Origin of the sequence: Pseudomonas sp. R1-15 (assembly GCF_051132085.1) — a bacterium.
Taxonomy (GTDB): domain Bacteria; phylum Pseudomonadota; class Gammaproteobacteria; order Pseudomonadales; family Pseudomonadaceae; genus Aquipseudomonas.
In genome coordinates, this window is record NZ_CP071660.1 from 3,535,099 (window position 1) to 3,561,577 (window position 26,479).

Sequence of the window (26,479 nt, forward strand, 5' to 3'; positions counted from 1 at the left end):
TCCGTTGCGCAGCTTAACGAGTGCGACAATGTGCCTGCTTGCAACGCTGCGACATATTCGGTCATCGGCAAGCGTTATGACCGCTCCGCATCGAACAACCCTAGCAGCCTGGAGCCCAAACGGCACCCGAAGGTGGTAATCCTGCAGAAAATCGTCCGGACTGGCAGAATTCCCGTTTTCGCCCCCGCAAGGCTCATCGAGCCAGGAGCCCTCCCCATGCAAATGACCACCGCCCTGCTGATCGCCAACCCGTGCGACGAAGAAGAGGACAACATGGCCATGCTGTGCTGCCACAGCAACCAGGGCGACATGTTCCTGATGACCCGCTATCCCGACGAAGACGAGCTGGAGATCACCCTGGACGGCGAGCCTTCGACGCTGGAAGGCGTCAAGGTCACCCTCAGCCGTACCTTGTTGAAAATCGAAATCGCCGCGGCGGATGCCGATGCGCTCAATGGTGATGACGTGCTGGAGATAACCTACGACGCAAACGTGACGGATCTGGCGGAAGTCGAACTGACGTTGCAGAACATCCTGAAGGGAACCGGTACTTACATCAGCCAGCTCTGAGCTCCCCGTGGCGAGGGAGCTTGCTCCCGCTGGGTTGCGCAGCAACCCCAAAACCAGCTATCACAAATCTGCCAGGGAACCCGCATCGGCCGACTTGCGACTGCTGCGCAGCCGAGCGGGAGCAAGCTCCCTCGCCACAGGGGGGGCGGCTTTATTCGCCGTCCTTCACCAGATTGCCATCCGCGTCATACACCAGATATTCATCGCTATCACCCGGTCCCCTTACATAATAACGGGCGTCATTGCCGTTATCCGGCACCTTCATGCTGGTATAGGAGCCCAGTTTCTTGAACAGTTTGTTGTCTTGACTGATCAACACCAGGGCAGAACCACCACCGGCCCGGGTGGCGGCTGCGTAGCGGGTCTGGAAGGCGTTGAGCCGGTCGTACTCCAGCGGAACCTTCAGCGTGCCGGCCAGGTCGATGGCACCGTAGCTGCCATCGCGCCCGACCACCGCCATGCCGTTGGAAAACGGCTCCACCTCGTCATAGGGCAACTTGATAGGCAGTCGCGCGCCCTGGCGATTGATAAACGCGAACTTCTTGGTTTTAACCTCCTGCACGAGCAGCGGTTGCTGCCCCACGAAGCGACCTGACGTGTTGTATCCCTCGGGGTTGATCCGCTTGCCGTCCAGGTTGTAGACATCCTGCCGGCTTCGATCGGCGGAGCTGGCGTAGAGGTAACCCTCGCTGTGCTCGATGCCGGAAAACTGCGTTGGCAGGATTTCCTTACCCTCCAGGGTATAGGCGCCGTAAAGGCCTTCCATGAGATCGGTGCGTTTGCCGAGACGGGCAATGAACACCTTGCCGGCCACGGTGGGGTTGACGAAATTCATCGGCAAGATGAAACGATGCTTCCTGGCATCGTAGAGCCCATAAGGGCCGTTGGTTTCTCGCTCCACCAGCAGCAGGCCATCGCTCAATGCCTCGGCGATGTACTCGAATGGCAGATCGACGAGCTTGTTGCTGCCTGCGGGAAAATAGGCGAACTGGCTGCGCAACGCCTGCCCGTCCGACTCCGGGTCGCTGGGCTTCTCGGCTGAAAACAGCGTGTAGGCATCCGCCATCAGGCTGTCCTGTATCTGTACCCAACGGGGCTTGATGAGCCACTGGCCGGCCTCATCGATAAAGCCGTAGCGCTCGGTGTCTCGGTCAAGCGCGATGTAACGCGCCTGTGGCGCAAGGACGTTGTTGACCTGGCCGAATTCAACGCTGTTGTCTTCCAGCGGCTCGAGCACATGAATGACGATACGTTGCGGGGTGGCCTCGAACTGGTACTCGACCTCGGTGTTTTTCAACGGCCCCACCTGGGCGACAAGCGCTTCGGTCAGGCGCTCCAGCTGCTGTTGCACCGCCTGGCCGGTCTTGAGTTGCTTGAGATCATCCTTGGTCTGCTGCAGCGCTTGGTAATAATCCTGCAACGCTGCGATATCGCTCTCGGAGGGAAACGTCCGCGAACTGCTGCCGTTGCTGTAGAGCGCCTTGCCCGTCCCGTCCAGGCCCTGCACGACGAAGGTCGACGACTTCGGCGTGCTCAAGCGCACGGAGGCGCTCGCGTCGCCCAAGGCGGTGAGCTGGAAGGATTGACCGTCGTCCAGCGTCACTTTCGGCTGATCCTTGTCCAGTTGCACTTTCCTGAACGCCGGATAGCTGCGGTAAGCAACCGTCAGGCCGATACTCGCCAATGGCTTGTTGACATCGATCAGGAAGGCGTCATGGGACGCGATCATGTCGTCAGACTCAATTTCGGGGGGTGCCTTGAGTTCGGCGAAGGCTTTTTCGCTGCCATCACGAAAGCGCAGGCGTTGCGGCAGGTACCGCTCGGCCACTGGCTCGTCCGGGGTGCCGGCGCGCTTCCAGAGCGGATCGAGGCTGCTGGTGTCGAGCCTTGCTTCGGAGCCATCGGCAAACAGCCTCTGGGCAAAACGCAGGCCTTGGATCGTCGCCAGTTCAGCTTTCAGCTGCGCGCTGGTGAACGGGACAAACAGCGGCTCGTATTGCAACGACTGCTGGCCGGCAGACTCGCTCGTTTCGATGGACAAGCTCAGTTGCGCATCACTCACCAACTCCAGGGACCGCAGGGTTTGCCCGGTGTCCTGAAGCAAATAGTTGAGGCGCTTTTCCACCTCGGGCAACGCCAGCGTGCCGATGTCTTCCACGCCCCCTTCGTTGAGTTCCCCGGCGACAAAACCTTCGTCTTGCGGCGCGCCGCTGTGACGAAACAGGGTGTAGGACGTACCGCCTACCACCAATACGATCACACTCAATATCGACAGCAATCTCAAACGAGGCTGGGTAAGGTTCATGGTGGCTTCGGCAGTCAAGGGGCTGGGAACGTCAGGCAGCTAAACACAAGGCCTGGCGCGCTGCAAATCGCCTGCCTGGCCCGGTTCTGACAAGACCTGCCTGAAGCGCCGCCACGGCCCCGCGGCTGCGAAGCACCGTTGGTCGCTCCTGTGACGCGCCGCCCTTGACGCCCGATGAGCTTCTGGTGTCTCCTGAAACCGGTTTCAGAACCGCTAATAAATCCAATAAGCAGGTTTAAATCCGTGACTTCTTTCTCCGCCGCCCAGCGCAGCCGCGTGACCATGCTTGATGTCGCCGAGCGCGCCGGGGTCTCCAAGGCCAGTGTCTCGCGCTTCATTGGCGAAGACCGCGCCCTGCTCTCCGAAGCCATCGCCCGGCGCATCGAGCAGGCGATCGACGAGCTGGGCTACCGGCCCAACCAGATGGCCCGCGGCCTCAAGCGCGGGCGCACCCGCCTGATCGGCATGCTCGTGGCCGATATCCGCAACCCTTATTCGATTGCCGTGATGCATGGCGTGGAAACCGCTTGCCGTCGCCACGGCTACAGCCTGGTGGTGTGCAACACCGACCGTGATGACGAGCAGGAACGCCAGCACCTGGCGCTGTTGCGCGCCTACAACATCGAAGGGCTGATCGTGAACACCCTGGGTCATCACCGCGACGAACTGTTCGAGCTGCGCAGCGAAATGCCCATGGTGCTGGTGGATCGCAAGGTCGACCGGCTCGACACCGACCTGGTCGGGCTGGACAACCCGGCCGCCGTCGAGATGGCCCTCGATCACCTTGACCAGCAAGGCTACCGCGACCTGCTGCTGGTGACCGAGCCATTCGATGGCACGAGCTCGCGGATCGAACGGGTCGAGAGTTTCAAGACCGGCATCCAACGGCGTCCAGCCCTGGCCGGAGCCGTGGTGGAAACCGGCGATCAACTCCTTTCGCGCATCAGGACCTTTCTCGCCCAGCCGGACCGGGGCCCCAAGGCGCTGTTCTGCGCCAACGGCATCGCCGCGCTGGCCGCCACTCAGGTACTGCGCGACCTCGATTGCCATTTGTTCAACGACATCGGCCTGATCGCCCTGGATGACCTGGATTGGTACCCGTTGGTGGGCAGCGGCATCACCGCCCTCGCCCAACCCACCGCCGAAATCGGCGCCCGTGCATTCGAATGCCTGCTCAAGCGCTTGCGCGGTGACAACGGGCCGGTGCAGACCCTGGATTTTGCGGCGCGGTTGATTGAGCGCGGATCGACACGGGGAGATTTGCGATGATCGGGCTGGCCCCTTCGCGAGCAGGCTCGCTCTCACACTGGATCGGCGTCGCACTGGAGATCCCTGTGGGAGCGAGCCTGCTCGCGAAAGGCCCTGAAGCAAAACCCTTTTTTTGAATAGAAATGAAACCGGTTTCAGAGGTACAACAACAATGACCAGACCACACGTTTCCATCAGCCTCTCCAGCTTCGGCGCCGACCTCGTGCGCCAACGCGGCCAAGGCAGCTTCGTCGAACTGCTGGCCGCCGCCGGTGCCTCGCGCATCGAATGGCGAGAGGAACTGTTCACCCACGAACAGCCCGACGAGCTGGCTGCTGGCGCCCGGGCTCAAGGGCTGGCAAGCATCTATTCATCGCCGCTCGAACTTTGGCTGCCCGGCCAACCCAGGCCCAATCCAGCTCTGCTGATCGCCTTGCAACGTTGCGAGGCGTTCGGCTCGTCCTGGCTGAAAGTGTCCCTCGGCCACTTCACCGATTCCCATGACCTCTCGGCCCTGGCGCCAATATTGGCGACAAGCCCGGTGCAACTGCTGGTGGAAAACGACCAGACCCTGCAGGGCGGACGGATCGAACCCCTGCAGCGTTTTTTCACGGCAGTTGAAGCACAGGGGTTGCCCGTCGCCATGACCTTCGACATCGGCAACTGGCAGTGGCAGGACCAATCGGCCACCGTGGCGGCGCGCCAACTCGGGCGGCATGTGGCGTATGTGCACTGCAAGGCCGTGGCCAGACGTGACGACGGCAAGCTGATCGCCGTGCCCCCGGCGCTGGCAGACCTGCACCTGTGGGAACAATTGCTCAAGCACATGCCCGTCGGGGTGATGCGCGCCGCCGAGTATCCGCTGCAAGGCGACGACCTGGCGCAACTGACCGCTGAACATGTCGCCACCCTGTCCCGCCTCGGACAATCACGCCGGGAGACTGTCCATGCCTGAGTTCGATGTATTGTCGTTCGGCGAAACCATGGCGATGCTGGTGGCCGACCAGACCGGCGACCTGGCCAGCGTCGACCAGTTTCACAAACGCATCGCCGGGGCCGACAGCAATGTCGCCATCGGCTTGGCGCGGCTGGGTTTCCAGGTGGCCTGGCTCAGCCGGGTCGGCGCCGACTCCCTGGGACGCTTCGTGGTGCAGACGCTGGAGAAGGAGGGCCTGGATTGCCGCCACGTGGCGGTCGATCCGGCGCACCCCACCGGATTCCAGTTCAAGTCCCGCACCGATGACGGCAGCGATCCGCAGGTCGAGTATTTCCGTCGCGGCTCGGCGGCCAGTCACCTGTCGATCGATTCCATCGCACCGCCCCTGCTCCGCGCCCGTCATCTGCACGCTACCGGCATCGTCCCGGCGCTGTCGGACACAGCCCGCGCGATGTCCTTCGAATTGATGAGCCGCATGCGCGAGGCCGGCCGCAGCCTGTCGTTCGACCCCAACCTGCGCCCGAGCCTGTGGGCCAGCGAAGCGTTGATGATCAGCGAGATCAACCGCCATGCCGCCCTCGCCCACTGGGTCTTGCCGGGCCTCGGCGAAGGTCGGTTGCTGAGCGGTTTTGACGACCCGGCCGACATTGCTGCCTTTTACCTGGACCAAGGTGCCGAAGTCGTGGTGATCAAGCTTGGCCCGGACGGCGCCTACTACCGCACCCAACTGGACCAGGGATTTGTCGCCGGCGTGCCGGTGTCCAGAGTAGTGGACACGGTGGGCGCCGGCGATGGTTTTGCCGTCGGCCTGATCAGCGCGTTGCTCGAAGGCCGCGACGTCAGCGAGGCGGTACAGCGCGCCAACTGGATCGGCAGCCGCGCGGTACAGAGCCGCGGGGACATGGAAGGCTTGCCGACGCGCCAAGAATTATTGGCTGGATTTGAAACTGCCGATCGCGAGCAGGCTCGCTCCCACAAGGGCCGCCGCTGACCCTGTGGGAGCGAGCCCGCTCGCGAAAAAGCCACCGCAAACGCACCTGCTGAACAAAAACAACAAGCTCAGGAGTCACAACATGCAAACGCTCAATCTCGCCACCCGCCGCTGGTGGTACATCATGCCCATCGTGTTCATCACCTACAGCCTGGCCTACCTCGACCGCGCCAACTATGGCTTCGCCGCCGCGTCGGGCATGGCCGAGGACCTGATGATCACCCCAGGGCTTTCCTCGCTGCTCGGCGCACTGTTTTTCCTCGGCTATTTTTTCTTCCAGGTGCCGGGAGCGATCTACGCGCAAAAGCACAGCGTCAAGAAGCTGATCTTCGTCAGCCTGATCCTCTGGGGCTCGCTGGCGACCCTCACCGGGGTGGTGTCCAACGCGTACTGGCTGATCGTGATCCGCTTCATGCTCGGCGTGGTGGAAGCCGCCGTGATGCCGGCGATGCTGGTCTATCTGTGTCACTGGTTCACCCGGGCCGAACGCTCGCGCGCCAACACTTTCCTGATCCTCGGCAACCCGGTGACCATGTTGTGGATGTCAGTGGTCTCAGGCTATCTGGTGGAGCAATTCGACTGGCGCTGGATGTTCATCATCGAGGGACTGCCGGCGGTGCTCTGGGCCTTTGTCTGGTGGCGCCTGGCCGATGATCGCCCGGCCCAGGCCAAGTGGCTCAGCGACCAGGAAAAACAAGACCTGGAAACCGTGCTGGCGGCCGAACAGGTCGGCATCAAGGCAGTGAAAAACTATGCCGAGGCCTTCCGCTCGCCCATGGTGATCATCCTGGCCCTGCAGTTTTTCTGCTGGAGCATCGGCGTCTACGGGTTTGTGCTGTGGTTGCCGTCGATCCTCAAGGCCGGCCTGAAAATGAACATGGTCGAGGCCGGGTGGCTGTCATCGCTGCCTTATCTGGCGGCGGTGATCGCCATGCTGATCGTCTCATGGGCGTCGGACAAGGTGCAGAAGCGCAAGCGTTTTGTCTGGCCGCCGCTGCTGATCGCCTCCATCGCCTTCTACGCCTCCTATTTGCTCGGGGCGGAACATTTCTGGTGGTCCTACGCCTTGCTGGTGCTTGCCGGCGCGTGCATGTACGCGCCCTACGGTCCGTTTTTCGCCATTGTTCCGGAAATCCTCCCGGCCAACGTCGCCGGCGGCGCCATGGCGCTGATCAACAGCATGGGCGCGCTGGGCTCGTTCGGCGGCTCGTACCTGGTGGGTTACCTCAACGGCTCCACCGGCTCCACCGGCATGTCCTTCCTGCTGATGAGTGGCGCGTTGCTGCTGTCGGTGGTGCTGACCCTCGCCCTCAAGCCCGGCGCCAGTGACCGGGTCGTGTCCAAAACCGCGACGCCAAACCCGGCGCCAGCACGTTCCTGAATGAGGCTTCCCATGAAAAAAAACGTGGTGTTGTACAAAACGCTGTCAGCGCAACTGATGGAGCGCCTGCAAGCGCAGGCCCAGGTCACCCTCATAGAACGCCTCGACGCCCAGGGCCTCGCGCAACTGCGCGACGCCCTGCCCAGCGCCCATGCCTTATTGGGCGCAAGCCTCAAGCTCGATGCTTCGTTGCTTGATCTGGCGCCGAATCTTGAGGCCATCGCCAGCGTTTCGGTGGGCGTCGACAATTACGACATCGATTACCTGACCGAACGCCGGATCCTGCTCACCAACACGCCGGATGTACTGACCGAAACCACCGCCGATACCGGGTTCGCCTTGATCCTGGCTACGGCCCGACGCGTCGTCGAACTGGCCAATCTGGTTCGGGCCGGCCAATGGCAGCAAAGTATCGGCCCGCGGCATTTCGGCAGCGATGTCCATGGCAAGACCCTGGGCATCGTCGGCATGGGCCGCATTGGCGAAGCCCTGGCCCAGCGCGGCCACTTCGGTTTCGGCATGCCGGTGCTCTACCACAGCCACTCGCCCAAGCCTGCGGTGGAACAACGTTTTAATGCGCGCTACTGCGACCTCGACACACTGCTGCAACAAGCGGATTTCATTTGCCTGACCTTGCCCCTGACTGCTGAAACCCAAGGGCTGATCGATGCACGGGCATTTGCACGGATGCGACCCGAAAGCATCTTCATCAATATTTCCCGGGGCAAGGTCGTGGACGAAGCGGCGATGATCGAAGCCCTGCGCAGCGGGCAGATCCGTGGCGCCGGGCTGGACGTTTTTGAACGCGAGCCCCTGAATGCGGACTCGCCGCTGTTGCAGATGGATAACGTAGTGGCGACGCCACACATGGGCTCGGCGACCCACGAGACCCGGGAAGCGATGGCGCGTTGTGCGGTGGACAATCTGCTGGCGGCGTTGGTGGGTGAGCGGCCGATGAATCTGGTGAATCCGGGGGCCTGGAAAGGCTGAGAATTGTCACCGGTCAGACTAATGCTGTTCACTTAACAAAATGATGTATCCGTGGCGAGGGAGCTTGCTCCCGCTCGGCTGCGAAGCAGTCGTAAACCGGCGGATGCGGTGTGTCTGATACTACGTATTTGGCAGGTTTTGGGGCAGCTTCGCGGCCCAGCGGGAGCAAGCTCCCTCGCCACGGGTTCTCCGATTGCCTTAAGTGAACAGCATTACACCGGTCAGACCGCCTTCGCGAGCAAATCCGCCCCCACACCAGACCGAAGCCGATCACAAATCCGCACGCTCCATCAAAATCCCGTTAGTCGCCACCCCCCGCCATGCATTAAAGTATCGCCCCCAGCCCCGGCGTTATCCGAACGCCTGGGCCACCCTTTCCAGGAACAGTCACCGATGGAACATCGTGAAGCGCTGCTGGCGCTGCGAACCTTTCTTTCAACGCAGATTCTCGGCCAGGAAAAACTCATCGAGCGCCTGCTCATCGCCCTGCTCGCCGACGGCCACATGCTGGTGGAAGGCGCCCCCGGGCTGGCGAAGACCAAGGCGATCAAAGAGCTGGCCGAGGGCATCGAAGCGCAGTTCCATCGCATCCAGTTCACCCCCGACCTGTTACCTGCCGACATCACCGGCACCGAGATCTATCGCCCGGAAACCGGCAGCTTCGTGTTCCAGCAAGGGCCGATCTTCCACAACCTGGTGCTGGCGGACGAAATCAACCGTGCCCCGGCCAAGGTCCAGTCGGCCCTTCTCGAAGCGATGGCCGAGCGGCAGGTCAGCGTCGGGCGCAGTACTTATGAGCTGTCGCCACTGTTCCTGGTGATGGCCACGCAGAACCCGATCGAGCAGGAAGGCACCTACCCGCTGCCCGAAGCACAGCTCGACCGGTTCCTGATGCACGTCAAGATCGGGTTTCCGGACGCCGCGGTCGAGCGCCGTATCCTGCAGCAGGCACGCGGAGAAGCGTTGAATGGCGAAACCAAGCCCGAGCGTCGCGTCAGCCAGCAGGCAATTTTTTCTGCCCGTAAGGAGATCCTCGGGTTGTACATGGCGGACGCCGTGGAGGAATACCTGGTGCAACTGATCATGGCCACTCGCAACCCGGCCAAGTTTGACCCGGAGATGGCCGAGTGGATCGCCTACGGCGCCAGCCCGCGGGGCTCGATTGCCCTGGACCGCTGCGCCCGGGCCCACGCCTGGCTGGCCGGACGCGACTTCGTCAGCCCGGAAGACATCCAGGCCGTGCTGTTCGACGTGCTGCGCCATCGCATCATTCTGTCGTTCGAAGCCGAAGCCGCCGGCATCGACCAGGATCGGGTCGTGCAGCGGATTCTCGACGTCGTCGCTGTCGCTTGAGCATGAATCATGAATAACCCACTGGCGCCCGTCCCGGGCATCCGCGTCAGCCTCTCGGAGCTGATCGAGATGCGCCATCGCGTGCGCGAAGTGCAGTTGTTCTCCACCCCTGGCCAGCGCAGCCCGCTGATCGGCCTGCACCATTCCAAGCTGCGCGGGCGCGGAGTGGACTTCGATCAGGTGCGGGTCTACCAGGCCGGCGACGACGTGCGGACCATCGACTGGCGCGTCACCGCCCGAACCCAGGAGCCCCACACCAAACTGTTCCATGAGGAACGCGAACGGCCGATCTTCATCATGATCGAGCAAAGCCACCGCCTGTTCTTCGGTTCCGGGCAGGTCTTCAAGTCGGTGCTCGCCGCCCAGGCCGCCAGCCTGATCGGCTGGGCCGCGCTGGGGCACAACGACCGGGTCGGCGGTCTGGTGTTCGGCAATAACAGCCACTACGAGGTCAAGCCTCGGCGCAGCAAACAAAGCCTGCTGCAGCTGCTCAACCGCCTGGTGCGCGTCAATCAGTCGTTGCACACCGAAGGCGAGTCGGACCGCGATTCCTTCGGTGTCGCCTTGCGCCGGGCCCGGGAAGTCCTGCGGCCCGGCAGCCTGGCGATCGTGATCTGTGACGAGCGCGCCCTCTCCGACGGTGCCGAGCAGCAGTTGAGCCTGCTGTCGCGTCATTGCGACCTGCTGCTGCTGCCGCTGTCCGACCCGCTGGACCACGCCCTGCCTGCCGCCGGCCTGCTGCGGTTTGCCCAGCGCGGTGAGCAATTGGAGCTCGACACGCTGAACCTGGAACTGCGCCAGACCTACCGCGCCCAGGCCGAGGCGCGCCTGGAGCGCTGGGAAATGCTGGCGCAGAAGCTGCGGATCCTGATGCTGCCCTTGAGCACTCAAGGCGACATGGTTGAACAACTGCGCGAGTACCTGAACCCCAAGCGCCCAGGGAAAACCCGATGAGCAACCTCGATCAGCTGCAGCCGCTGATGGCGCCGCCGCCCATCGGTTTCTGGCCGCCCGCGCCGGGCTGGTGGATGTTGTTGGTGTTATTGCCATTGCTGGGCCTGGGCTTGTGGCAGTTGCGCCGTTTCATTCCCGCCAAGCGCACTGACGACCGCGCCGAACAACCCCTGGATCCGGTGCGCCTGGCCGCGCTGGCCGAGCTGGCGCGGTTGCCCAAGCCCTACGACGGCGCGCCGGCCGGCGCCTGGCTGCAGCAACTCAACGGGCTGCTCAAGCGCCTGTGCCGCAACCATTATCCCTACAGCCAGAGCCATACTCTCAACGGGCGCAAATGGCTGGCCTTCCTCGACAACCGCTGCCCGGCCGCCGGCCTGACCCGCTGGATGATCCTTGTAGAAGGTGCCTACAAGCCCGAATGCAAGCTTGACGACAAAGCCATCGCCGGTCTGACGCAAGCGGTCGAGACGTGGATTCGCAAACATGTTTGAGTTCGCCTGGCCGTGGATTTTCGCCCTGCTGCCGCTGCCCTGGCTGATGCGCATGGTGCTGCCCGCAGCAGATAGTGGCGAACCGGCACTCAAGGTGAGTTTCCTCGAGGACCTCGAAGGGCTGGTCGGACGCCGGGCCCGGGCCAATCTGCCGACATGGCGCCAGCAGGCGCCTTTCATCCTGCTTTGGCTGTTGCTGCTGATCGCCGCCGCCCGCCCGCAGTGGCTGGGCGAGCCGTTGCCGATTGCCGCCAGCGGTCGCGACCTGCTGGTGGCGGTGGATGTCTCCGGGTCCATGGATTTTCCTGACATGCAGTGGAAAGACGAGGACATCAGTCGCCTGGCGCTGGTCCAGCACATGCTCGGGGATTTTCTCGAAGGTCGGGAAGGTGACCGGGTCGGCCTGATTCTGTTTGGCAGCCAGGCCTACCTGCAGGCGCCGCTGACCTTCGACCGCCGCACCGTACGCCACTGGCTCGACGAGGCGCGCATCGGCATTGCCGGCAAAAACACGGCGATCGGCGATGCGATTGGCCTGGCCCTCAAACGCCTGCGGCAACGTCCGGCCAACAGCCGCGTGCTGATCCTGGTGACCGATGGCGCCAATAACGGCGGCGAAATCGACCCGCTGACGGCCGCCCAGCTGGCTGCCGACGAAAGCGTGAAAATCTACCCAATCGGCGTAGGTGCCGATCCGGAGCAAAGTGGCACGACCGGCTTTCTCGGTGTCAACCCAAGCCTGGATCTCGATGAAGCGACACTCAGGGAAATCGCTCAGGTCACCGGCGGCCGGTATTTCCGCGCCCAGGATGGCGAGCAGTTGCTGGCGATCAAGACCACCCTCGACCAACTCGAACCGGTGACCCAGCAGCCGACCCAGGCCCGTCCCGCCCAGGCGCTTTATCATTGGCCGCTGGCCGTTGCCTTGCTGTTGAGCATGTTGCTGGTGGTTCGTGAGCGCTGGCCGGACAACCCCTTGCAACGCCTGTTCACCCAGCCGCTGTTTCAACCCTCGCAAACCTCCGAATGGCGCCAGCGGCTCAAGCGCCTGCGACTGCGGAGGCGTCGATGATTGCGCTCTGGCCGCATTGGCTGCGTCCCGCTTTTATCTTGCTGCTGCCCCTGTTGGGCTGGCTGCTCTGGCAACTGTGGCACCGACAGAAACGCGTGGGCCGCTGGCAGATGATCCTGCCGCCGGCGTTCCATGCCGTGCTGCTCACTGGTGGCAGTGGTCGCGAAAGCAAGCTGCCGTGGATCGCCCTCGGGCTGGGCTGGCTGCTGGTGGTGCTGGCCTTGCTCGGCCCCAGCTGGACGCGGGTCGAACAGACCAGCCAGAAACCCGCCGATCCGCTGGTGGTGATTCTCGAACTGACGCCAGAGATGCTCGCCACCGACGTCCCGCCCACGCGCCTGGAACAGGCCCGGCGCAAAGTGCTCGACGTGCTGCAGAACCGCAGCGACGCGCAGACCGCGATCATCGTCTATGCCGGCAGCGCCCATACGCTGGTGCCGCTGTCCGACGACCTAGCCACCAGCGCCAACCTGCTCGAAGCCCTGGCGCCATCGATCATGCCGCAAGGCGGCCACCGTGCCGACCTGGCCGTCAACAAGGCCATGGCGCTGCTGGACCAGGCCGGGCTCGGCCACGGCCGGATCCTCTTGATCGGTTCATCCCTGAACGAGCAGGAACGCCTTGGCATAAGCCAGAGGCTCGACGGTTCCGCCACTCGTTTGCTGATGCTCGGCATCGGTACGCGTGAAGGTGCGCCCGTGGCCCAGGAAGACGGCAGTTACCTGAAGGATGCCCAAGGCGCGATCCTGGTGCCGCGCCTGGACAGCCCAAGCCTCAAGTCATTTCTCGATGAGCTGGACGGCCGTTACCGTCCCGCGCACCTGGACGACAGCGACCTGCGCAGCCTGGGCCTGCTGGACGGTCCGCGCCGTCTGCGCAGCGATGGCCAGAAACTGCGCCTGGACACCTGGGCCGACCAGGGTTATTGGCTGCTGTTGCCGCTCCTGCTGCTGGCCGCCTGCGCCGGGCGTCGGGGCTGGCTGTTCTGCCTGCCGCTCCTGTTTGCGCTGCCGCAGACTAGCCATGCCTTCGAATTCGAGGACCTGTGGCTGCGCCCCGATCAACAGGGCCAGCACCTGCTCAAGCAGAAACGCCCGGCCGAGGCCGCCACTCGCTTCGAGGACAGCCAATGGCAAGGTGTCGCCCTCTACGAGGCCGGCCAGTACAGCGAGGCCGCCCGGCGTTTCGCTGAAGGCAACGATGCCCGCGCACATTACAATCGCGGCAATGCCCTGGCCCGCAGCGGCGAACTGGAGGCCGCGATCGATGCCTATGAGCAAGCGCTGGAATTGCAGCCGGACCTGCGCCCGGCGCAGACCAACAAGGCCTTGGTGGAAAGCCTGCTGAAAGAGCAGGCTGCGCCACCGGACACCGCCAAGCCCGACGAAAACCAGGACCCCGCGCCCACCGAGCAATCGCCGGATAGCGATACCTCGAACCAGTCGTCCGAGCCGGGCCAGCCTTCTTCCGAGGCGCCAGCGACGCCGGAGCAATCCCCGGCGTCCCAGGCGCCACCGACCCGCGCCGAGGACGTGCCCGGCAGCGAACTGCCCGACGAGCAGACCACCACCCCGCCGCTGCGCCCGGCCGCGGGCCAGCGCAATGCCGAAGAGCAGCGCCAGGCACTGGAACAATGGCTGCGCCAGATCCCGGACAACCCGGGCGAACTGCTCAGGCGAAAATTCTGGTATGAACAGCAAAGCCACCAGGCTCAGGAAAAACACCAATGACGCGCTTCACCGCCTATCTCCTCGTCTTGCTGCTCTGGGCTGCCGGGTCCCAGGCCGCGCAGCTGACTGCCAGCGTGGACCGCAGTCGCCTGAACTCCGGGGAGACCGTCGAGCTGACGCTGGAGTCCAACGATGCCACGCTGTTCGGCAAACCTGACCTGAGCCCGCTCCAGGCACTGTTTGATGTGCGCGGTACCCGCCAGGTCAACCAGTTGACCACCCTTGACGGCGAGAATCGCGCCACTACCCGCTGGATCGTCACGCTGCTACCGCGTCAAAGCGGCACGGTGGTGATCCCGCCGCTGCAACTGGGCGAAGTCAGCAGCCAGCCGATCACTTTGCAGGTGATCGAAAGCGAAACCCGCAACGCCTCTGGCACCCTCGCGCCGGTGTTCATCGAAGCCAGCCTCGACCAGCGCGAGGTGTACGTGCAGGCCCAGGCCATCCTGACGCTGCGCATCTACCATTCGGTGTCGCTGTACGACGACAGCAGCCTGACACCGCTGCATATTCCCGATGCGCGCACCGAGCAACTGGGCGAATCGCGCACCTACGAAAAAGTCATCAACGATGTGCGCCACGGCGTCATCGAGTTGCGTTACGGCATCTACCCGCAGCGCAGCGGCGAACTGGCGATCCCGGCCCAGACCTTCAGCGCCACGCTGGTTGAACCAACGGCCCAGGGCACCGCAGCACCGGGCGCCAAACCCGGCCAGTTGATGCGCGTCAGTTCCACGCAACTGCAACTGACCGTCAAGCCCAAGCCCGCCAGTTACCCGGCCGACCTCCCCTGGCTGCCGGCGCGCAGCTTGTCCTTGAGCGAAAGCTGGAGCCCGGAACCGACTCACAGCCAGGTCGGCGATTCGCTCACCCGCAGCCTGACCCTGGAGGCGGAAGGCTTGACCAGCGCCCAGTTGCCGCCGCTTCCGCCTACCGAAATCAATGGCCTGCGGCGCTACCCCGACCAGCCGGTGCTGAGCAGCCGCAGCAGCGAGCGCGGCCTGGTTGGCAGCCGCGAAGACCGCGAAGCCCTGGTGCCCAATCGTAGCGGCACCATCGAGCTGCCGCCCGTGGAAGTGGTCTGGTGGAACACCCTGGAAGACCACCTGGACCGCACCAGCCTGCCGGCCCGGACCCTGCAAGTGGCGAACAACCCGAGCCTGATGGTCGACACACCGGCAGGCACCACTCAGATCGTCACCACTGTCGACAGCGAAACCCTTTGGTACTGGCAACTCAGTACGTTGATCCTGGCCTGCACGACGTTGCTCGGCTTCGGCCTGTGGTGGCGCGCGCGCTGGCAACCGGCGATCCTGCGCTCGGCCCAGGCCGGGCCGAGCCCACGCACACTGCTGGATGACCTCAAGCGCGCCTGCCTGGCCAACGACTCGCACGCCACCCGACAGGCACTGGACGCCTGGGCTCGACAGCAGCCGGAAACCCTGGCCGACATGGCGGCGCGTTTCGTGCCACTGTCCGACGCCCTCGACGGCTTGAACGGCGCCCTCTACAGCGAAACCGGCCAGTATTGGCTAGGTGAAGACCTATGGCGGGCGATCCGGACCATTCCGCCTCTGGAAGGAACGCCGGACGCTGCCAGTGATTCCAGCCTGCCGCCGCTCTATCCCAAATAACCCGGTTTTGTTGCGCAGGGCTTTTGTGGCAAGGAAGCAAGCTCCTATCAAACAAAACGCGAACCATTGATTTTTTTTTAAACAAATTCCAGGTCAAGGCTGCGCGGTAGCGAAAAGGGCCAATTTCCACCGAAAAATATGGTCGCCCAGAATCTGTGGCCGACTATCAGACCGTCTTCGCGAGCAGGCTCGCTCCCACAATTGGACCGGAGTACGACCGCAAGAGCCAGGTCGGCTATGAGGCCGCCTCGCGACGGACGTTGATCTCGGCGCCCCGTTAACCACGCTGGCCGAACGCAGGCATTGCGCAGTGGGCATCCCGGCATGGATGCCGGGATAGCCGTGCTGGGCCAGGGACGGCCCTTCGCGGCGGGCCCACGGAGCAAGGCCGGAGTGAGGGCATGCCGAGCCTTAGCGAGGCACCAAGTGGTGGGGCAGAAGCGCTTTGGTTACTTTCGCGCTTTTCGAAAGTGACCCGCCGTCAGGGCGGAACCCAAAGTGGCCGTTACCGCATCGATGGATATGCACTCGGCCATAATCCTGGCCAGTTGTCAGACTGACTTCGTGAGCAAGCGCCTATCTTGGGCCGAATAATTGTTTGCTGCGCGACAACGCAGCGGCGGCGACCCCCTCGCCACAAGCACAGCGCTGGTCCATCCGACAAAGTCGAGCAGCCCCTCCCCTGCGTTTCCCAGTAAACTCTGCATTTTTGCGCCGCCTCTCTTCCCGCGGCCACCGTCTGTTTTCTGGAGTCTGCCTTGCGTCTGTTTCACACCTCCGACTGGCACCTTGGGCAAAATCTCCACGGCCAGGATCGCGACTTCGAGCACGCCTGTTTCCTTGATTGGCTGCTGCGTCAGCTGGGCAGCGAAAAGCCCGATGTGCTGCTGATCGCTGGCGATATCTTCGACACCGTCAACCCGCCGGTCAAAGCCCAGGAGCGGCTGTACGACTTCATCGTCAGCGCCCACGAACAAAACGCCAACCTGACCATCGTCATGATTGCTGGCAACCACGACTCCGGCTCACGCATCGAACTGCCAGCGCCGCTGATGCGACGCTTGCGCACCCATGCCCTGGGCCGGGTGCTGTGGCTGGATGATGGACAACTGGACGTCGAGCGCCTGTTGCTGCCACTGCCCGACGCCAAGGGCAAGGTCCGCGCCTGGTGCCTGGCGCTGCCGTTCCTGCGGCCGGCGGAAGTCACTGGCGCGCAGTTGGGGGATGATTACCTGCGCGGCATCGGCCAGGTCCATGAATGGCTGATCGCCGCTGCCAACGACAAGCGCAAGAAAGGCCAGGCACTGATCGCCGTCAGCCATGCGCACATGGCCGGCGGCTCGGTATCGGAGGACTCCGAGCGCAGCCTGATCATCGGCAATGCCGAAGCGCTGCCCGCCAGCCTCTTCGGCCCGAGCATCAGCTACGTTGCCCTCGGCCACCTGCACAAGCCGCAGAAGGTCAACGGTGAAGAGCGCATCCGCTACAGCGGCTCGCCGATCCCGCTGTCGTTCTCCGAGATCGGCTATCGGCACCAGATCCTCGACGTCACCCTGGACGGCGAAACCCTGGTAAACGTCGAACCCCGGCTGATTCCCCGCGCCGTCAACCTGCAGCGCCTGGGCCCGGCGCCGCTGGCCGATATTCTGCTGCAACTGAAGGACCTGCCGGACATCGACCTGCTGGCGGACGTGCAGCGCCAGCCCTGGCTGGAGGTTCGAGTACGCCTCGACGAGCCGCAGCCCGACTTGCGCCATCAAGTGGAGACGGCGTTGCAAGGCAAAGCCGTGCGGCTGGTGCGCATCGCCGCCGAGTACGCCGGCAACGGCGGCTCCAGCGGCTTCGAGGACGGCACCGCGCTGGTCGAACTGGACCAGTTGAGCCCGCACGAATTGTTCAGCCGTGCCTGGCAGGACACCTACGGCAACGAAGTGGACGAACAGACCCTCAAGGATTTTGCCGTGTTGTTGCAAGACGTGCAGATGGAGAGCGAGCAGCCATGAAGATCCTCGCGATCCGCCTGAAGAACCTCGCCTCCCTCGCCGGGCCATTTGAAATCGATTTCACCGCCGAGCCGTTGGCCAGCGCCGGCCTGTTCGCCATCACCGGCCCCACCGGCGCCGGCAAGAGCACGCTGCTCGATGCTTTGTGCCTGGCGCTTTTTGGTGCGGTGCCGCGCCTGAACAACACCGGTCGTGACGCCAAGGTACCGGATGCCGATGGCGAGATCGCCACGGGCGATCCGCGCACGCTGCTGCGCCGTGGCACCGGTGACGGTTATGCCGAAGTGGATTTTCGCGGTATCGACGGGCGCCGCTACCGGGCTCGCTGGGAGGCCAATCGCGCCCGGGAAAAAGCCGGCGGCAAATTGCAGGCCAGCCGCCAGAGCCTGCGCGACCTGGACAATGACCAACTGTTGGCCAGCCAGAAAGGCGAGTACAAGACCCAGCTCGAAGCCGCCCTGGGCCTGAATTTCGAGCAGTTCACCCGCGCGGTGCTGCTGGCCCAGAGCGAGTTCAGCGCCTTTCTCAAGGCCGACGACAACGACCGCAGCGAGTTGCTGGAAAAACTCACCGACACAGCCCTGTATACGCGTCTGGGCCGCCGCGCCTTCGACAAGGCCAAGCAGGCCAGGGAAACCCACAAGCAGTTGCAGGACCAGGCCACCGGCGTCACGCCGCTGGCCGCCGAAGCCCGCGCCGAGCTGGACCAACGCTTCAACGACGCCCAGCAATTGCTCAAGACCCAGCAGGCACAGCTCAAGCAATTGGAACAGCAGCACACCTGGCTCAGGGACCTGCGCCAATTGCAGGACGAACAGGCCAGCGCCGCCGAACAACTGCAACGGGCCCAGGCCGATTGGGCTGCGCTGGCCGACGAACGCCTGAAACTGACACGCCTGGAACAACTGGCGCCCCAGCGGCACCAATTCATCCGCCAAGCGGAATTGGATCGTCAGCTGGAGCCGCTGGCAGTCAGGATCCAGCAACTGACCCAGCAGCAAGTCGAGTTGCATGAGCAACAGGCCGAACTGGAAAAAGGCCTGGGCGTGGCGCAATTGGCCCTGGCCGCCGCCCGCCAGCAGAGTGCGGATAACGCACCGCTGCTACGCCAGGCATTCGACGAACAAAGCAGCCTCGCTCGCCTGGCCAGGGAAGCCGGCCAAGGCGCCGAACAGTTGCAACAGGTCCAGCAGGCTTGCACCGACGGCCAGCGCAGCATCGACACCCTGCTCGAACAGCAACGGCAGGTTGATGAGCGCCTGCAAAGGATCGCCGGCGAACTGGAACAAAGTACCGATCTCGCACCGCTGGGCGATGCCTGGTCCGCCTACCGCGATCGCCTGCAACAGTTGATGTTGATCGGCAACCGGCTGAACAAGGGCCAGGACGAACTCGCGCTGCTGGAACAAAGCGCCACTCGCGCCGCCGATGACCTGGCAACCCGCCGGCAAAACCTCGAAGTGCTCTACAAGGAAGCCGGGGCCGAACCGCAAGCGGTGGCGGAACAGATCCAGTTGCTCGGCAACCTGCTGCAAGACAATCGCAAGCAACTGCGCGCATTCGAAGAACTGGCCCGGCTTTGGGCCAGCCAGCAGGAGCTGGACAAACGCAGCGCGGAGCTGGAGCGACGCCAGCAGCAAGCCTTGCAGGAGCGCGACCGGCTGGTGTCCGAAGGCGGCGAAGCCAAGGCCGAGCTGACCATTGCCGAACAGACCCTGACTGTCACCCGTGAACTGCTGGAACGCCAGCGCCTGGCTCGCAGCGAAAGCGTCGAGCAACTGCGCGAACAGTTGCAGGACAACCAGCCGTGCCCGGTCTGCGGCAGCGTCGAACACCCGTACCATCAGCCCGAAGCGCTGCTGCAAAGCCTCGGCCGATTCGATGAAAGCGAAGAGGCCAATGCGCGCAGAGCCGTCGGCCTGCTCAATGAAAAAGTCATCGATCTGCGAGCGCAATACAGTGGGGTCATTGCCCAGCTCAAGGAATTCAAACAGCAGCAGGAACAACTCGCCGCCCAGCAACAAGGCCTCGCGCCAAGCCTCGAAGCCCATCCGTTGTCGGAGCAGTTGCTGGCTCAGGCGCCAGACCGGCGCGACGCCTGGCTGGCCCAGCAAAACAGCCAGTTGAACCTGCGCATCAGCCAGGACGAACAACGCCAGGCCGCCCTGCTCACCCTGCAACAGGACGCCGCGCGCCTGGCGCAGCAACTGCGCGAAGCGGAAACCGCCAGCCAGCAGGCGTCACTGCACCTGGGCAACCAGCAACAGGAAATGGCCCGCGACCGCCAGCGCCTGGACGAAGAGCTCGGGCATTTCAGTGCGCTGCTGCCGGCCGATACCTTGCAGGCCCTGCGCAGCGATCCCGCCGCGACGTTCATGCGACTCGACCAGCAGATCACCCAGCGCCTGGCGCAACTGGAACAGCAACGCGAAGAACTCGGCGAACAACTTCAACGCCAGCAAGCCCTGGAGAAAGAGCAGGACCGCCAGCAGACCCGTGTGCAACAACTCGAAGCGGCGCAGCAGCAATTCAACGCACTGAATGAACAACAGCAGACCTGCCAGCAAAAGCTCACGCAACTGCTGGGCGAACATTCCAGTGCCGAACAATGGCAGCAACAACTCGACCAGGCCCTGGAACAGGCCCGCCATGCCGAGGCAGCGGCCGGTCAGCAGTTACAGGAGTTGCGCAATACCCTTGTGCAACTGGCTGCCGAGCTCCAGGCCCGGCATGAGCAGGCCCAGTTGCTTGAGGCCGAACAGCAGACGCTCGCCGCCGGCATCGCCCAATGGCGCGCTTCTCATCCGGAACTCGACGACGCCGCGCTCGATGCCCTGCTCGGCCTCGACGAGCAACAGGTCAGTCAACTGCGGCAACGCCTGCTCACCAGCGAAAAAGCCATCGAGCAGGCCCGCGTCCTGCTCACCGAACGCGAGCAGCGCCTGCACAACCACCAGGCCCAACACAACGGCAACCTGCCGCCTGAAGAATTGACCCAAGCCTTGGCGGTACTGCAGGAGCAGTTTGCCGCCAGCGAACAACGCTGCGCCGAGTTGCGCGCCGAACAGGCTGAAGACCAGCGTCGGCAGCACGCCAACCAGGCCCTGGCCCGACAGATCGAGCAGGCCTATGCCGAATACCAGCGCTGGGCGCGCCTCGACGCCTTGATTGGCTCGGCCACCGGCGACCGCTTCCGCAAACTGGCCCAGGCGTACAACCTCGACTTGCTGGTCCACCACGCCAACGCCCAGTTGCGCCAACTGGTTCGCCGTTACCGGCTCAAGCGCGGCGGCAGCATGCTTGGCCTGCTGGTAATGGACACGGAAATGGGCGATGAACTGCGCTCGGTACATTCGTTGTCCGGCGGCGAGACCTTCCTGGTCTCCCTTGCCCTGGCGTTGGGCCTGGCTTCGATGGCGTCCAGCACGCTGAGAATCGAATCGTTGTTCATCGACGAAGGCTTCGGCAGCCTCGACCCCGAATCGCTGCAACTGGCGATGGACGCCCTCGACGGCTTGCAGGCCCAGGGGCGCAAGGTCGCGGTCATCTCCCATGTGCAGGAAATGCACGAGCGAATCCCGGTGCAGATCCAGGTCCGTCGCCAGGGCAATGGGCTGAGCACGCTGGAGGTGAAATGAGCCGTGCCACGCTGTACTCCTTCCGCCGCTGCCCCTATGCCATGCGTGCACGCATGGCATTGCGTTACAGCGCGGTCGAACTGACGATCGTCGAAGTCAGCCTGAAGGCCAAGCCCGCCGAGATGCTTGCACTCTCGAGCAAAGGCACGGTGCCGGTGTTGCAGGTCGATGGCCGAGTGATCGACGAAAGCCTGGAGATCATCAACTGGGCCTTGGCCCAACACGATCCGCAGGACTGGCAGCTACGGGACGATGCCAAGGCCCAGGCATTGACGGCAGCGTTGATCGAGGAAAACGACCAGGTATTCAAGCTTCACCTGAACCGCTACAAATACCCGGAGCGACATCCCGAATACACGCAGGAACACTACCGCAGCGAAGGCGAAGTTTTTCTGCGCAAGCTGGAAGGACTGCTTGAAACCCGGCCGTTCCTGGCGGCCGAACATCAGAGCCTGGCCGACGTGGCGGTGATGCCCTTCGTACGCCAGTTCGCCCATGTCGATCGCGACTGGTTTGCCGAGGCGCCCTATCCGCGATTGCAAGGTTGGTTGCAGAAATTCCTGGATTCCGAGCTGTTCGTAGCGATCATGGCCAAGTGAGCTGCATCGCCGTCGTGGCGAGGGAGCTTGCTCCCGCTGGCCTGCGCAGCAAGCCCATTCGGTCTACACCCAAGGCGTCTGCTGCGCAGCCGAGCGGGAGCAAGCTCCCTCGCCACAAAAGCCCGTAGATCCCTTCAAGCGGCGACGGTGCACATGCGCACCAGCGCGCAATCAACCTGAAACGGCCCAAACTCAGCCACCCTCGGCGCCGACGGCGGATTACCCACCAACACCCCCAATGCCCTGGCGGTGAGAATGTTATGGGCGATGTTGTGGTTGCACTCGATCGTCCGCGCCAACGACCCCGCCGACGCCTGCCCCAATCCAAGCAACGAAAACCCGTTGGTGATAAACGCCAGGAAGGCAATCACCCAGAACTTGCATCTGCTCATGCGCCGACAGCCCCTTTGCCTGCGCCGCGTTCGGCGGCGACAGTGGAAACCGACGCATGCAGCGACGAACCAACGAAGCCTTGGTATTGGGCGCCGACGCTGACCACCAGCACCAATGCGACGTAAAGGCCGATGGCTATGTAGGCGCCGTGTCTGGCGGAAGAAAGGATTGCGCGGGCCATGGGGTTCTCCGTGGGCATGTTTCGATGCCCACAGAATCAATCAAATAAACCGTTATGAATAGCGACGATTATGCATAGTCACCATCAGGTTTATTGATTGATGAAACCCTGAAATCAGTCGTTGACCAAGCTCAACAATCGCTCGCGAGCCACTTCCAGCTCTCCAGGAATTGGCTGGGCCGCCGAGACAATCGGAGTGGAGTAGAGAAACAGCAGCATCACTGCCAGACGCATCGCCATGGTGTCGATCCTTATTGGTAAGGAGTCAATTAAATAGCGTCAAATTTAAACACATGGCTATGTGATATCACAACGGGATTTTTCTGCCCACGCACGAAGCCTGCGATCTTTTCTCTCCGCTGGCATGCAGCAGGAAATGAAAAGATCGCAGGCTTCAAGGGTCAACGTGATTCAGTGTTGGGTCTTGTGATCCAGTGCGGCGTAGAAGTTGGCGCTCTGTTGCAGGTATTTCTCGGTGTAGCTCTGGGTGCGGTTTTTCTTGTCGCTGATTTCGATGCTGGCACTGGCTGGCAATGCCACGGTAGCAGAGATAGCGGAAGCGGCAATAACGGAGAAGAGATTCAGATTCATGGCGGTAGTCCTCGGATTCAGTTTGCTGATTTGCCCGGTGGGGCCGTGAAGCAAACTTACGCGCCGAGGCGTCTCGTCTTGAAATGCTTTGTAATACTAGCGACTATCAGTCTGGTTGATACAACGGCGAAGGCCCCGTGAATCGGGGCCTTCAGCTTACTGACGAACCATGAATTTCAAGTCGCTCGGCGCATCCATCGCCAGCTTCTGGACGGTTTTACCCAGCAGGCCGGTCTTCGGATCACGCTCGATGACGACGATCTGGTTGCTCTTCTGGTTGGCCACCAGGACAAATTTTTCACTCGGGTCGAGGCTGAATTCCCGAGGGTGGTCGCCCTCGACAGAGCGCCGCTGAAGCTCTTTCAGCGTGCCAGCCGCCGGGTCGATGGCAAGCACCACCAGTTCGTTGGTGGTGCCCCGATTGCTGACGTACAGGAACTTGCCGTCCCTGGACGCATGCAGCGCTGCCGCCGCTTTACCCGGCTGGGGCTTGCCGACGGCGAGGTCGACCAGTTGACGCTGGGTAAGGCGGCCATCCTGGTAGTCGAACACCGCAACCTGGGCGGTCATCTCCATGGTCAGCCAGGCGTGCTTGCCATCGTTGCTGAACAGCAGGTGACGCGGCCCGCTGCCCGGCGGCAACTGCACGAATGCCGGATCGGCAGGCGTCAGCGGCAGCTCGGGGTTGGCTTTCGGGTCGTAGCGGTAGACAAATACCTTGTCCGCCCCCAGGTCGTTGGCAAACACATACTTGCCGTCCGGCGAAGGCACCGCCGAATGCACATGCCCCGACTTCTGCCGCTCAGGGTTGACCCGGCTCGGCTGATGGCTGCCCGACTGCACCACCGGCGCGAGCTTGCCATCCGCCCCCACCGGCAGCACGACCAAGGTGCCGCCCGGGTTTTCCAGAACGGAATAATTACTCACCAGCAGATGCTGGCCGTCATGGCTCAGGCTGGAATGAGTCGGCTCGTTGCCCAGGGACTGGACCTGATTGATCAGGCTCAGTTCATGGGTCTTGGGGTCAACGGCGTAACTGCTGACCTTGCCCACCGGGTCTTTCTGGCCCGGGCCGTTTTCGTTGACCACGAACAGCCGGCTCAGGTCCTTGGAAAGGGTCAACCAAGAGGGGTTGTCCGTCTTGATCACCTGCAGTGGCTTGGCGTCGAGCTGGCCGGTCCGGCTGTCGAACTGCATGCGGTAGATGCCCTGGCTCTGGTCCGCCGTGTAGGAGCCCACCAGCAATTGATAGTGCTCGGTGGTTTCTGCCTGGACGCCCATGGCGCCCACGCTACCGGCCATCAGCAATGGCCAGAAACTACGCATCTTCATGCTCGGAGTCCTCGTCGTCGTGGCCGCTGGTCGCCTCCACGCATTCCAGATGGTGATCGCCCGAATCACTGGTGATGACCCAATGTTTCGAGGCTGTGTCGAAAGTCGCGGCCTGCATCTGTGCCGGCGTGAAGCGCCAATGCTCGAGGGTGCGGCCGTTCATGCATTCGACGTGCAGTTGATCCTGCTCGTCGAGGGAAAAATCGAAAGCGTGCAGCCCATCGATGATCAGCATGTCGCAGTGTTCGAGGGCGTGCAGCAGAGTGTTGGTCGGGGCAGTCATGGCGATCAGTCAGTCATTGGGAAAGGCGGCATGATAACCCAATGTCAGAGTGGGGCTTGGGCCATAAGGTTCGAAAGCGGTGCTGGCCGACCTATCGCTTTCGCGAGCAGGCTCGCTCCCACAAAGGATTCATACCCACCAGAAATCCCCTGTGGGAGCGAGCCTGCTCGCGAAAAGGCCGGCGCATTCAACATGAATGCAACGGCCTGTTCAGCTCCTCAGAGCGCCTCGCGCCCCGGCACGCCATCTACCAATCGCAGGATCCCCAGCGGGTTGGCGTTCTTCAACGGCTCTGGCAACAGGTTGTCGGGGTAGTTCTGGAAGCACACCGGACGCAGGAACCGATCGATCGCCAGCGTGCCGACCGAAGTGCCACGCGCATCGGACGTCGCCGGGTAAGGCCCGCCATGGACCATCGAATCGCAGACCTCCACACCGGTTGGATAACCGTTGAGCAAGATGCGGCCGACCTTCTGCTCCAGCAACGGCGTCAGTTCGCCGAACCGTTCGAAGTCTGCCGGTTCGCCAATGATCGTGGCGGTGAGCTGGCCGTGCAGGCCATGCAGCGCAGCGCTCAATTGCGCCTGGTCCGCCACTTCGACAAACACCGTGGTCGGGCCGAAGACTTCTTCCTGCAACGCCTCGTCACCGTTGATCAACAGGCTGGCGTCAGCCTTGAACAATTGCGGTTGCGCCTGGTTGCCCTGCTGCTCGCGACCGGCCAGGTGTTCGATGCCTGGGTGGGCGAGCAATTTTTGCAGGCCTTTGCCGTAGCTTTGCAGCGTGCCGGCGTTGAGCATGGTTTGCGGTGCCTGGTCGCCGATCAGCGCAGCCACCTGCTGGGTGAAGGCAGTGAACTCAGGTGAGCGGAGACCGATCACCAGGCCAGGGTTGGTGCAGAACTGACCGCAGCCTTGCACCACCGAAGCGGTCAGGTCGCGAGCGACACTTTCGGCGCGCGCTTGCAACGCCTGCGGGAGGACGATCACCGGGTTGATGCTCGACATCTCGGCGAAGACCGGGATCGGCTGCGGCCGCGCGGCCGCCATGTCGCACAGGGCACGCCCGCCTTTCAGGGAACCGGTGAAGCCGACGGCCTGGATCGCCGGATGCTTGACCAGCCATTCGCCGACGCCACCGCCGTAGATCATGTTGAACACACCGGCCGGCATCGAAGTCTTTTCAGCCGCGCGAATGATCGCATCGGCCACATGCTCGGCGGTGGCCATGTGGCCACTGTGGGCCTTGAATACCACCGGGCAACCGGCGGCCAGCGCGGCAGCGGTGTCACCGCCAGCGGTGGAGAATGCCAAGGGGAAATTGCTGGCGCCAAACACGGCCACCGGGCCGAGGCCGATGCGGTACTGGCGCAGGTCCGGGCGCGGCAGCGGCGTACGCTCCGGCAAGGCCCGGTCGATACGCGCGCCGTAGAAATCGCCACGGCGCAAGACCTTGGCGAACAGGCGCATCTGCCCGCTGGTGCGGCCGCGCTCGCCCTGGATTCGTGCGGCTGGCAACGCGGTTTCGCGGCAGACCACGGCGACGAACTCATCACCCAAGGCGTCCAGCTCATCGGCGATGGCATCGAGAAATTCGGCCCGGCGCGCCGCGCTCAGGCTGCGGTAGGCTGGATAAGCCGCCGCGGCGGCCTTGGCGGCGGCGTCGACTTCTTCCGCCGTGGCCTGGACGAAATCATGCGGCAAGGCCTCGCCGGTGCTGGCGTCGAAACTTTGCAGGCGAGTCTGGCCGGCCGCGCTGCGGGCGCCGCCGATGTAGTTGTGGCCAAGGATCTGGTTCATCGCA

At 63.3% G+C, this 26,479-nt stretch carries 23 protein-coding genes; 15 read left to right on the plus strand and 8 right to left on the minus strand.

Going from position 1 to position 26,479, the window contains the following annotated elements:
• Window positions 1–216: 216 nt before the first annotated feature.
• Window positions 217–570: a hypothetical protein gene (locus tag J3P97_RS15975; RefSeq protein ID WP_434573665.1), complete on the plus strand. Its 354-nt coding sequence runs from the start codon at window positions 217–219 to the stop codon at window positions 568–570.
• 151 nt (window positions 571–721) lie between these two features.
• Here J3P97_RS15975 and J3P97_RS15980 read toward each other — a convergent pair whose 3' ends face one another.
• Window positions 722–2,875, minus strand: coding sequence for a WG repeat-containing protein (locus J3P97_RS15980; protein WP_434672237.1), 2,154 nt, complete (start codon window positions 2,873–2,875; stop codon window positions 722–724).
• 243 nt (window positions 2,876–3,118) lie between these two features.
• Between J3P97_RS15980 and J3P97_RS15985 the strand changes: the two genes are divergently transcribed.
• From J3P97_RS15985 to J3P97_RS16050, 14 genes are all read left to right on the plus strand, one after another.
• Entirely contained in the window at window positions 3,119–4,144 is a 1,026-nt protein-coding gene (locus tag J3P97_RS15985; protein ID WP_434672238.1) for a LacI family DNA-binding transcriptional regulator, read from the plus strand.
• Between the two features lie 151 nt (window positions 4,145–4,295).
• Window positions 4,296–5,078 (plus strand): sugar phosphate isomerase/epimerase family protein, encoded by a 783-nt coding sequence (locus J3P97_RS15990; protein ID WP_434573659.1) that lies wholly within the window; start codon window positions 4,296–4,298, stop codon window positions 5,076–5,078.
• Window positions 5,071–6,051, plus strand: coding sequence for a sugar kinase (locus J3P97_RS15995; RefSeq protein WP_434573657.1), 981 nt, complete (start codon window positions 5,071–5,073; stop codon window positions 6,049–6,051). Before J3P97_RS15990 ends, J3P97_RS15995 begins: the two co-directional genes overlap by 8 nt.
• Window positions 6,052–6,133: 82 nt before the next feature.
• Window positions 6,134–7,432 carry an MFS transporter gene (locus tag J3P97_RS16000; protein WP_434672239.1) on the plus strand — a complete coding sequence of 433 codons (1,299 nt, stop codon included), beginning with the start codon at window positions 6,134–6,136 and terminating at the stop codon, window positions 7,430–7,432.
• 12 nt (window positions 7,433–7,444) lie between these two features.
• Window positions 7,445–8,422 (plus strand): NAD(P)-dependent oxidoreductase, encoded by a 978-nt coding sequence (locus tag J3P97_RS16005; protein ID WP_434672240.1) that lies wholly within the window; start codon window positions 7,445–7,447, stop codon window positions 8,420–8,422.
• Window positions 8,423–8,815: 393 nt separating this feature from the next.
• Window positions 8,816–9,775 (plus strand): AAA family ATPase, encoded by a 960-nt coding sequence (locus tag J3P97_RS16010; RefSeq protein ID WP_039589986.1) that lies wholly within the window; start codon window positions 8,816–8,818, stop codon window positions 9,773–9,775.
• Between the two features lie 9 nt (window positions 9,776–9,784).
• A complete protein-coding gene (locus J3P97_RS16015; protein ID WP_434573652.1) occupies window positions 9,785–10,729 on the plus strand; it encodes a DUF58 domain-containing protein in 945 nt (314 codons plus the stop codon).
• The gene (locus tag J3P97_RS16020) at window positions 10,726–11,220 is read left to right on the plus strand and encodes a DUF4381 domain-containing protein (RefSeq protein WP_434601066.1); all 495 of its coding nucleotides are present in this window, start codon (window positions 10,726–10,728) and stop codon (window positions 11,218–11,220) included. Before J3P97_RS16015 ends, J3P97_RS16020 begins: the two co-directional genes overlap by 4 nt.
• The gene (locus J3P97_RS16025) at window positions 11,213–12,292 is read left to right on the plus strand and encodes a vWA domain-containing protein (RefSeq protein ID WP_434601068.1); all 1,080 of its coding nucleotides are present in this window, start codon (window positions 11,213–11,215) and stop codon (window positions 12,290–12,292) included. The genes J3P97_RS16020 and J3P97_RS16025 overlap by 8 nt, the downstream gene beginning before the upstream one ends.
• Complete coding sequence (locus J3P97_RS16030; RefSeq protein ID WP_434672241.1) at window positions 12,289–14,022, plus strand: tetratricopeptide repeat protein; 1,734 nt, start codon at window positions 12,289–12,291, stop codon at window positions 14,020–14,022. Before J3P97_RS16025 ends, J3P97_RS16030 begins: the two co-directional genes overlap by 4 nt.
• Window positions 14,019–15,656, plus strand: a complete 1,638-nt coding sequence (locus tag J3P97_RS16035; protein ID WP_434672242.1) for a BatD family protein — start codon at window positions 14,019–14,021, stop codon at window positions 15,654–15,656. The genes J3P97_RS16030 and J3P97_RS16035 overlap by 4 nt, the downstream gene beginning before the upstream one ends.
• 758 nt (window positions 15,657–16,414) lie before the next feature.
• Complete coding sequence (locus J3P97_RS16040) at window positions 16,415–17,659, plus strand: exonuclease SbcCD subunit D C-terminal domain-containing protein (protein WP_434672243.1); 1,245 nt, start codon at window positions 16,415–16,417, stop codon at window positions 17,657–17,659.
• Window positions 17,656–21,297, plus strand: coding sequence for an AAA family ATPase (locus J3P97_RS16045; protein ID WP_434672244.1), 3,642 nt, complete (start codon window positions 17,656–17,658; stop codon window positions 21,295–21,297). Before J3P97_RS16040 ends, J3P97_RS16045 begins: the two co-directional genes overlap by 4 nt.
• On the plus strand, window positions 21,294–21,896 hold the full coding sequence (locus J3P97_RS16050) for a glutathione S-transferase (protein ID WP_434573639.1): 603 nt from the start codon (window positions 21,294–21,296) through the stop codon (window positions 21,894–21,896). Before J3P97_RS16045 ends, J3P97_RS16050 begins: the two co-directional genes overlap by 4 nt.
• A 134-nt stretch (window positions 21,897–22,030) precedes the next feature.
• Here the strand turns inward: J3P97_RS16050 and J3P97_RS16055 are convergent, their stop codons facing one another.
• The 7 genes from J3P97_RS16055 to J3P97_RS16085 all read right to left on the minus strand — a co-directional run bounded on the left by J3P97_RS16055 (window position 22,031) and on the right by J3P97_RS16085 (window position 26,475).
• The gene (locus J3P97_RS16055) at window positions 22,031–22,288 is read right to left on the minus strand and encodes a hypothetical protein (protein WP_434672245.1); all 258 of its coding nucleotides are present in this window, start codon (window positions 22,286–22,288) and stop codon (window positions 22,031–22,033) included.
• Window positions 22,285–22,470 (minus strand): hypothetical protein, encoded by a 186-nt coding sequence (locus J3P97_RS16060; protein WP_434672246.1) that lies wholly within the window; start codon window positions 22,468–22,470, stop codon window positions 22,285–22,287. The genes J3P97_RS16055 and J3P97_RS16060 overlap by 4 nt, the downstream gene beginning before the upstream one ends.
• 114 nt (window positions 22,471–22,584) lie before the next feature.
• A complete protein-coding gene (locus J3P97_RS16065; RefSeq protein WP_305500469.1) occupies window positions 22,585–22,710 on the minus strand; it encodes a hypothetical protein in 126 nt (41 codons plus the stop codon).
• 171 nt (window positions 22,711–22,881) lie between these two features.
• The gene (locus tag J3P97_RS16070; protein ID WP_018611529.1) at window positions 22,882–23,061 is read right to left on the minus strand and encodes a hypothetical protein; all 180 of its coding nucleotides are present in this window, start codon (window positions 23,059–23,061) and stop codon (window positions 22,882–22,884) included.
• A 156-nt stretch (window positions 23,062–23,217) separates the two neighbouring features.
• Window positions 23,218–24,393, minus strand: coding sequence for a lactonase family protein (locus tag J3P97_RS16075; RefSeq protein WP_434672247.1), 1,176 nt, complete (start codon window positions 24,391–24,393; stop codon window positions 23,218–23,220).
• Complete coding sequence (locus J3P97_RS16080; RefSeq protein WP_434601077.1) at window positions 24,380–24,676, minus strand: DUF5629 family protein; 297 nt, start codon at window positions 24,674–24,676, stop codon at window positions 24,380–24,382. The genes J3P97_RS16075 and J3P97_RS16080 overlap by 14 nt, the downstream gene beginning before the upstream one ends.
• Window positions 24,677–24,894: 218 nt before the next feature.
• Window positions 24,895–26,475, minus strand: coding sequence for an aldehyde dehydrogenase (NADP(+)) (locus J3P97_RS16085; RefSeq protein ID WP_434601079.1), 1,581 nt, complete (start codon window positions 26,473–26,475; stop codon window positions 24,895–24,897).
• Window positions 26,476–26,479 lie beyond the last annotated feature (4 nt).